Origin of the sequence: Pseudomonas rossensis, assembly GCF_039888995.1 — a bacterium.
Taxonomy (GTDB): Bacteria; Pseudomonadota; Gammaproteobacteria; order Pseudomonadales; family Pseudomonadaceae; genus Aquipseudomonas; species Aquipseudomonas rossensis.
In genome coordinates, this window is the sequence record NZ_JBBWCB010000182.1 from 1 (window position 1) to 9,164 (window position 9,164).

Here is a 9,164-nt window from a genome sequence, read left to right on the forward strand (position 1 = left end):
GGATATGGGCTCCCTCGAACAGGGACTGGACAGGGTACTGGCCGGTGGTGGCAGCAAACGAAACTTTGGCCCTGGCTCGGCGAAATCGCGTATTCGTGTCGCTGCGGATGTGCGCAACAATGCGGTGCTGATTTATGACTTGCCCAGTCGCAAGGCAATGTATCAAAAATTGGTTGAGCAATTGGATGTGCCGCGAAATCTGATCGAAATTGATGCAATTATTCTGGACATTGATCGCACTGAGTTGGCAGAGCTTTCCAGTCGCTGGAATTTCAACTCCGGCAGTGTCAGTGGGGGTGCGGACCTCATGGAGGGGGGCAGTTCAACATTGTTCATTCAAGACAGCGGCAAGTTTTCCGCTGACCTGCGGGCACTCGAAGGCAATGGTGTAGCTTCGGTGATTGGTAATCCGTCGATCTTGACCCTGGAAAATCAGCCCGCGGTGATCGACTTCAGTCGCACCGAATTTTTGACCGCGACCTCCGAGCGGGTGGCAGACATCCTGCCGGTTACTGCGGGTACGAGCCTGCAAGTGATACCGCGTTCGATGACCCACAATGGTCGGTCGCAAGTGCAGTTGATTGTCGATATCGAGGACGGTCAGATCGATACGTCCACGATCAACGCTGAACAACCCAGTGTGCGTAAGGGCAATGTCAGTACGCAGGCGGTGATAGCTGAGCGTGGGTCGTTGGTCATTGGCGGCTTTCACGGCTTGGAAGCCAATGAAAAAGTGAAGAAAATACCTCTGCTCGGCGACATTCCGGTGATCGGCAAGTTGCTATTTCAATGGCGCAATCGAGAGATCAACAATCGCGAGCGTCTTTTCATCCTGACACCACGATTGATTGGCGACCAGGTGAACCCGGCACGCTATGTCGAGAACGGAAATCCGCATGACGTGGACGATCAGATGAAGAAAATCGAGGCGCGTCGCGGTGATCGGGACCAGCCAACGCGCGGTGCTGTGCAGCAGGCCTTTAAACAACTGCTGGATGGAACGACGCCGGTCGGGTTTCAAAGCCAAGAACCATTACCGTTTGCGGCCGAGAGCCTGTGCGCACCTGAGAACGGCCTTGAATTGGTCAAGGAAAGTTCACAATGGTTTGCAAAAAAGGACTGGGGAATTGCGGTGGTCGTTGCACGTAACAACACCGACAAACCCTTGCGCGTCGACGAGGGTCGCTGTGGTGGGCGATGGGTAATCGGTGTCAGTGCATGGCCGCATGCCTGGGTACAGCCGGGCGAGGAAAGTGAAATATTTATCGCCATGCGCCAGCCACAGGCGGCAAAAAACCTGGCACCTGCCAGACCGTCGCTGCTTCAGAGGGTAGCCCCATGATGATCTGTCGTTGCATCACTCTGTTATTATTGGCAGTCGTGATTTCGGGTTGTTCTTCTGTTTCAGCCTGTTCGCCGGATGCGTGCAACCGGCCTGACTCTTCCGATCGTAACCTGGTGGTCTGGTGGCCGTTGGAGATGCGCCAAGGTTTGGACGAGCGCGATCACGAAACGGACTTCACCGTCGTGCCGCTGAGGGATTGAGCACGCGGGAGGGCACTGTTTACTTTTTTAGCTTCAGCTGCCTTTTCCATAATCAATCCTGGACTGAGACAGGTTTCCACGGCTGAGGGGCTGCTACGGCTACGGCTACGGCTACGGGATGAACGCCTTGGCCACACGGCCCGATGAGTGAAACGCGTTCTTGCGACAGATCGGTCAGCGTGACTAACGCATCTACCCATTCCTTGCGATTGAGCTTGCATCCAATGGCACGTCACGCTCGCATTTCATTTCAGCGTGCTCACTTTATTTGCGATTAACGGGTCGTCCATCAAACGTTCGTTTTTTGGATGGTCCGATGCCGTAGCTTCATTCGCAACTAATGCTGGGCGGCAGCGATGCAATGCAGGTCGAAGCGGATAGGCGGCACGATGCGCCCAATAGCCGTGTTGCACTCAGCTCCTGCAACCGCCCCTGCATTTGCAAGCGCTGTTTGAAAATCAGCCTGGTTGGCGGTTTTCGCTTGAACGGGCTAGGGCAAAGTGGGCGCCCCGAAAATTGATGATTTCCAGCCCCCCTGTCCGGGAACCGACTGGATGCTCGACGCCACACAGTGTTTTTGAGGAAATGATCATGACTCCTATCGCAAGAGCGCTTCTTAACGGAGCAACCGGCCTTGTTAATTTGGCACGGTCTTCGCCAGCAACTGTAAGGACGACACTCCCGGGACTCCAATCCAGCGTAAACGCAAAATCAATGGGATGGCTCGCCGATGCGGCCATAGGGATTACCGCTGATATCGCACAATTCATTATGAACGCGGTGACGGGGGGGGAAATAAACCGAGACATGACCAAGGGCAACACCCAATACTATAAAACGATAGGTTCGCCTCCCGGTCAAAATGGGAAAACTGTCGGATTGCGCTTTGATCCCTCCCAAGGACTGTCGAACACTAAACACGACTCAGACTATGAGCTCACTGGAGTAAGGTTCGACGAGAAAACACCATGGATCTCCCGACCCGGCTCCTCCTCGCCTGGTTCAACCTCCATCGCGTCAAAGCCCCCCCTTTCCGTGACATCACAGATTCAACGGCTGGGCGCTAATTTTCATGCACAAAGCGCTATGGCTCCATCAACCCGATCTACAGTGCTGTCAAATGCAACGTCCCTCTCGAGCCAAGCGGGAGCAAATGGGGTCGCTGAAATAAATGCCACCCCCTCAGATTTGATCCGCAAACCAGCCATGGAGAGACCCAGAACAAGTCTCGCAAAACCTTTGCCCAAGAACATTCTTGATGCGCGAGCCAAGCCAACTGCCCATCAACAGCGAATAGAAGCTAACGCTTTTTTAGACAGTCTTAAAAACATTAAATTAACTACCGAACCAGTCGTTCCATGGGAAGACTTGGATCAAGGCATGCAGAAAGTATATAACTATGTTCGTAAGGATTACGAAAATGAGGTTGTGCAAAACTTAAATGGGTTGCACTCCGAAATAACCAAAATCCTAAATAAACACGACATGCGCATCATTCAGAATAGTGGAGTAACGGGGGGTAACGTTAATAACTGCTTTCTTATTGCAGTTATGCAGCATTTAAATGGAGATTACACTCAGGTTGACTCTGCAAAAGTCAATTTATACCGACGCATGTTAAGCGATAAAGACTTGATCCCTGAAAATGAGCAAATGTCATCGAACAGCGCAGCAGCCAAATTATTCATCGACACTATCAACCGTGATGGACCGGAGATTGATGTTCATATCATCTCGAGAACGGATAAGGAGTTATTTGTAGAGCGCCACAAGAACGAAAAAGGAGAGTTTGAAGAACGCGGTCGGAAGGTGTTTGTTTTTGATCATGGGGGCCATTTTGAAGCTATTGCCCAAGATTAGCGTGATGGACCGAACGTTATCCAATCACCCACTGTTTCAGGAACTGACTACAATTGCCTCGAATAATGTAGCGGCATGAGCGTAAGCCATCCATCCCAAGCTACGCAATGACCTGCGTCGTCCGACGATGGAGGCAATCGGTTATCGCGGCGCTGTCGTTGAAGTCGAAGAAGAAATGGGGGCGGCTACAGAGGGTGTCGGGTCTGGCAAAACAGCGGGTGGCGGCGGGCGGGCTGAGGAAATACGCTTTAGCATTGGTTAAAGATTCCTTACGGTACAGCTGACGGCCAGGTACACCGAGGCTATGGGCTGCGGGTTGACTCACGGGCTTGTGTCGAGAGTATTGAGTGGTCTGAGAGCGGTTCGAGTTCCGTTCCGGACACGAAAATAAAATATTGAGTTGTCCGGAATCAAAAGCCCGAGCCGCTGTTGGTCCAACCATTCAGTGATTGTCCCGTGTAGTTGAGGTCTACCCATATGGAACAGTACGGGCGGCCGCTCACTTGCAATTAATTCTTGTCGGTCGCGTTGGATATTGCAGGTCGGCGTGTTTATGAATGCAGGTCGCTACAACTACGTATATCCCCGCGCTCCACCGACAGACAAAAAGATAAGTACTCCGAATGCTTCGGGGTTGTCTACCTTTCCTCGGCTTTTGTTGTATTTGTCAGTCTGACCCAGTATTGGCAGGCCTAATCGACGCTGACAAATGGGCGTTAGCGCTATTACAGAAAACCCATAAGCCAGGGAGCAGAAGCTCACTATTAGCAAGAAGTAGACGCACCGAGCGTAAGAGGAGCAATGGGCAAAAGGGAGGATGGCAATTTAACCATTCGCACGAAATTAAACGAACAATCTCAATACGATATTATTGACATCAATTTTCATGTGCCGTCATCGGGTGCAACTGCATCTATAAATCTGTCTTATCCAACCTTCGGGTAAAGCGCTTCTGCCGCCATTTGGGCATCGTTCACCATGTCGGGCAATTCTGTCGGAACCGATCGGCTAGGCAACAAAAGCAGAGGAAAGGAGACAACCCCGAAGCATTCGGCGTACTTATCTTTTATGCCGCCTATGGCGGCAAGCCCTCAAACTTCGCAGCAGCGTAGGCTTCAATGGTCACGCTACGGACGCCTTGCTGACCTCTACATACCAAGACCTGGAAATGCACATCTTTATCCCGAGGATCGCTTCGGGTCACACGCCCGAGGCAGGAGCCGAACGCGGTAGTTCCGCGCGTACGGATCTATTGGTATGGACGCCCCCATCCACGAACCAGAGGTCTCAACGTGCCATAGTGGAAGGGCTTCAGAAACCACAAACCAAGAGGAGCGTCCGGTATGAAAATTATGACCGTTGGTATCGACTTGGCGAAAAATGTATTTCAGGTGCACGGTGTTAATGAACATGGCAAGACCGTTCTTAGGAAGCAACTCAAACGCGACCAGGTCGCCACCTTTTTTGCCATCATGCCGCAGTGTCTGATCGGTATGGAGGCCTGTGGAAGCGCCCACCATTGGGCTCGCAAGCTGCGCAGCTTGGGTCACGATGTGAGGCTGATAGCCCCGCAATTCGTAAAGCCATACGTGAAAACGAACAAAAACGATGTAGCTGACGCTGAGGCTATCTGCGAAGCGGTGGGTCGGCCAAACATGCGTTTTGTGCCGATCAAGGACATTGAGCAACAGGCCGTGCTGTCGCTGCATCGGGTTCGTCAAGGATTCGTGAAGGCACGGACAGCGCAAGCTAATCAGATCCGTGGGCTGCTAGCCGAATTTGGTCTTGTAATCCCGCAGGGCATCGCACATATCGCCAAGCGCGTGCCGGAGTTTATTGAGGGTGAGCGCAATGAGTTGCCGGGCTCGTTTCGTCTGCTTGTGCAGCGTCTACTGGAACAGTTGAAGGGGTTCGATCATCAGGTTCATGAGATCGAGAATCAAATTGTCGCCTGGCATCGCGCGAACGAAAACAGCCGCAAGCTGGCCAAGATGCCAGGCATCGGGCCGATCACGGCCAGTGCGATGGTAGCCTCTCTTGGCGATGCCAAGAGTTTCAAGAATGGCCGACAGGTGAGTGCTTGGCTCGGGCTGGTGCCGAAGCAGAACTCCACTGGCGGTAAGACGGTGCTGTTGGGGATGAGTAAGCGGGGGGACTCCTATTTACGGACGCTACTGATCCAGGGGGCACGGTCGATGATCTACGCAGCACAGCGAAAAGAGATTTCTGACAGCTGGCTTGGCCGGCTACTTAAGCGGCGTAACGCCAATGTGGCAGCCGTTGCACTGGCTAATAAAAACGCCCGAATTATATGGGCCTTGTTGGCCGGTGACCGCGAGTTCCGCTCCGATTACACGACCGTCGTCGCGTAATCGGAGCGGCTTGGAGACGTCAACTTAACCCTGTAGCGGACCAACTCTATTGATTGCTCAGGTGATCATGAATTGATGGCAAAACTGGTAAGACCGTGGCCAAGAAAATCTGACCCGCACAGCGTGCCATGAGCACACGGATCTATTGAGAACTCGGCCAGCGGATTCCATCAGGGACAGCGGCAACGCCGCACCGAAAGTCCGGATGTATGAGTGCAATCTCTACCACCGAGCCGTCACAGATTGAAAACTTGGCAACCCGGGGGCGTCCATGTATGCGCGGGGGATGCCAGGTAACGGCCACCTCTACCGCGACCTGGAAAGGATCGGGAACGCATTGTGAATCAGGAGCGATCCGTAGATTCGTCTAAACTTCAAGATTCTTTATGCGTTGGTAGAGGGTGCGCCGGGGGATATCAAGCTCTTGGCTGGCTGCCTTGATGTTGTTTTTGTGTCGTTTGAGTGACTCTTGAATCAACACCTTTTCGATCACCCGCAACTGAGACTTGAGACCGGTAGCAGGATCATGGCCGTTAATTGGCTCAGCGCCTAACAAGGGAAACCCCAGCACGAATCGTTTGGCCGCCGATTTCAACTCGCGGATGTTGCCGGGCCAGTCGTGAGTCAGCAGCACTTGGCGCAAGGTCGGGCTGATGCCTTGAGCACTGCATCCCAATTCGCGAGCAAAGGCAGCGACGAACAGGCTGAACAAGGGAACAATCCTCGCCCGCTGCTCGCGCAAAGCGGGCAACTGCAAAGTGAAGACATTAATGCGAAAATACAGGTCCCGACGAAACACTCCCGATTCCACTAGATCATCGAGCGGACGCTGCGTAGATGCAATTACGCATAGGTCGAGGTGGATTGGAGTGGTGGAACCCAAGCGTTCCAGCGAACGAGTTTCAAGCACTCTAAGCAGCTTGGCCTGCAGATTGAACGGCATGCTGTCGATTTCGTCGATATACAACGTGCCACCTTGCGCGGCCTCGATGTAACCCATGCGTGAACGATCAGCGCCGGTGTAGGCGCCGCTGACCACGCCGAACAGCTCGCTTTCGACCAAGGATTCAGGGATAGCGGCGCTGCTCATAGCCACCAGTCGGCCTTTTCTGCCAGACAAGGTATGGATGCGTTGTGCAAGGGTGTCCTTCCCTGTCCCGGTCTCTCCGAAGAGCAGCACATCAATACCCAGCTGCGAAATATTCTGAGCAATGATCTCGGTGGCGGGCACATTGTTACCATCTTCCCATTCAATCATCCACGACCTCTCATGCGTTGGTAGTTGTTATGTTTGCAAGGAGTCATGCGCCCATTAGGGCAATCAGAGCGGGCACCGTTAACACTGCGGTGTAATAGCCCATGAACTGTACGCCAATGTTGAAGCCCAAAAAGCGTGAGAGAAACCCGCCCAGCAGTCCGATGGTGATGATCACCAGCAAACCGAGCAGGCCGCCTTCCCAGATGCCAATCACTAGAATTAGTCCAACAAAAGTCGAGATCACTGCTTCGTGGCTGATTTTACGCGACACATAGGACGCCGCTCTGTGCGCGTAATTCATGGTGAATGGGTAAGCGATCAGAATGGCAATGACCACTGCCAACATACCGTACCCAAGAAACTCCCAGGTGCTGAGCAGTGAGTGCAAGTTGTTCACCTGGCCTGTTGCTGCGTCGACGCTAAAGCGCGGGGGCGCATTGAAGAGTGGCGCTGCCGGGCCCGCTGCGACTGGGCTAAGTGGCAGGCCGAAGGCGATTAGCGGGATCAACGCTTCGGCGAGGTAAGTTGATTCGGTGACCCCGTTCCGAGCGGTTATGACTGTGGTCAAACGATGGTAGACGTGTTTGACCCTTGAACCGACGACCTCGCCCATGATTACGGTCATGGCAACCGGGCTGAACACAAAGGTGGCGCTGGAGACTACGGCGGTGACGGCAGTCCACATGCTTTGTTTGCTATCCAATACTTTAAGCGGATTAGGAAAAAATCCGCCCCAGCTTTTTACGTCGGGAGACAAGGAAAAAGTGCGCACCTCTTGGCGTCGCATTGTTTCTCGCTCGGCAGGCGCGAGCATGGAGAAAAGCGCGGCGATTAACGGGCCGATGGCAATGCCAAGGAAGTAACTGACACTGAGCTTGACCCCGTACCGCCCGGTGATGCTTTGCAGGCCAACAATCACCATAACGAAGGGGATCAATGTCAGCACTGCAGCCAGGCGGCCTTTGGAGAACCATGCGATGGCAATCGCCGCAAGCAAGAAAACCCAAGGTGCAGCATGCTTGATCATGTCACCGAACGGCGCGAGCATCACGGCGAACAATACAGCCATCGGAACAGCAATTAAGGCAGCAATCACCGCACCCGAAATCATCTTGCGGAGTGCAATGTGTGGAACGCCTAAATTGCGCAAAAAATTAGCCTCGCGCATGAGTGGCGTAGCCATGGTGTCGCCAGGAATACCCAGTAATGCCGTCGGTACGGCATGAGTCATGTGTTTGGCCACTGCTCCCGCTAAGAAGAACGTCAGCACACCTTGTGCAGGAACGCCCAGCAATACCACAAGTAAAGTTAATGGGGCGAGGGTAGTGGTTTCATCGCTGCCGGAGATAAGTCCGATCCCTGCAAAAATCACTGCCCCCAGGATGCCCATGCCCAATGCAATAAGAATCTGATCCAGGAATGGTGCGATCATGACCGGCCTCCATTGACGCTTACAGCGCTGACAGAAACGGCAGGTGGCACATCGTGGCTTTTCGCGGGAGAGGGAAGACCTTTCTCGTAATCAGCGAACAGATCATAAAGATCCATTTCACGTAGTTCCGCAATCGTGGCAGGTGGTAAGTCAGTCAGACTGCCAAGGGGGCCATACTCGTTCTGCAACTCGATCAAGATTTTTGAACGCCATGCAGGGTCTGCCAAATGCTCTACTACATTGCGCTTTGGTTTGAAAAGCGCCGCACTGATGGCACCACCTGCCAGGCAGCCGACAATACCCACCAACATCGCGTATGCACGTGCCATTTGCAGAGAGTCTACCCAGCCGACAAGCAAGTGCTGCGCTATGAAAAAAGCGCCGAGGCTAACGATTGTTCCGATGGCAATGGAATAGATCAGGTGGCGGCCGTCAACCGTGTCGCCCCATACTTCAAACAGTTCGGGTTTCATAAGGGTTCTCCCACTGCCCCCTGCGGCGAGAGCGTCAGCTTTTCATTCTGCAAACCGTCTCTGGCGCCAACCTCTACCATCCGGACAGACAGTTCGCTAGTGATGCTCATCACTTCGCTCACTTCTGCTTGAGAAGCTCAGCCGCATTGTCAGAACGTACGTCGCGTGCTTCGACCATTTGCTTGACCAGCCAATTGACGTCTTCGCCCTTGGCGCCGGCTGAC

General features: G+C 53.4%; 7 protein-coding genes. 4 read left to right on the plus strand and 3 right to left on the minus strand.

The window, feature by feature from the left end:
- The 4 genes from sctC to WLY71_RS27775 form a co-directional block, all read left to right on the plus strand.
- Positions 1-1,342: type III secretion system outer membrane ring subunit SctC (gene sctC / locus WLY71_RS27760; protein ID WP_347806104.1), on the plus strand; the 1,342-nt coding region annotated here is incomplete at its 5' end.
- Positions 1,342-1,545, plus strand: coding sequence for an HrpT family type III secretion system protein (gene hrpT, locus WLY71_RS27765; protein WP_347806110.1), 204 nt, complete (start codon positions 1,342-1,344; stop codon positions 1,543-1,545). The genes sctC and hrpT, both read left to right, overlap by 1 nt.
- Before the next feature lie 591 nt (positions 1,546-2,136).
- Positions 2,137-3,405: a hypothetical protein gene (locus WLY71_RS27770; protein ID WP_347806105.1), complete on the plus strand. Its 1,269-nt coding sequence runs from the start codon at positions 2,137-2,139 to the stop codon at positions 3,403-3,405.
- 1,343 nt (positions 3,406-4,748) lie between these two features.
- Positions 4,749-5,777, plus strand: a complete 1,029-nt coding sequence (locus WLY71_RS27775; protein ID WP_347806106.1) for an IS110 family RNA-guided transposase — start codon at positions 4,749-4,751, stop codon at positions 5,775-5,777.
- A 367-nt stretch (positions 5,778-6,144) separates the two neighbouring features.
- Here WLY71_RS27775 and WLY71_RS27780 read toward each other — a convergent pair whose 3' ends face one another.
- Genes WLY71_RS27780 through WLY71_RS27790 form a run of 3 tightly spaced genes read right to left on the minus strand, consistent with a single transcriptional unit; the run spans position 6,145 to position 8,940 of the window.
- On the minus strand, positions 6,145-7,035 hold the full coding sequence (locus WLY71_RS27780; protein ID WP_347806107.1) for a sigma 54-interacting transcriptional regulator: 891 nt from the start codon (positions 7,033-7,035) through the stop codon (positions 6,145-6,147).
- A 43-nt stretch (positions 7,036-7,078) separates the two neighbouring features.
- Positions 7,079-8,467 carry a tripartite tricarboxylate transporter permease gene (locus tag WLY71_RS27785; RefSeq protein WP_347806108.1) on the minus strand — a complete coding sequence of 463 codons (1,389 nt, stop codon included), beginning with the start codon at positions 8,465-8,467 and terminating at the stop codon, positions 7,079-7,081.
- Positions 8,464-8,940, minus strand: coding sequence for a hypothetical protein (locus WLY71_RS27790; protein ID WP_347806109.1), 477 nt, complete (start codon positions 8,938-8,940; stop codon positions 8,464-8,466). The genes WLY71_RS27785 and WLY71_RS27790 overlap by 4 nt, the downstream gene beginning before the upstream one ends.
- Positions 8,941-9,164: the final 224 nt, after the last annotated feature.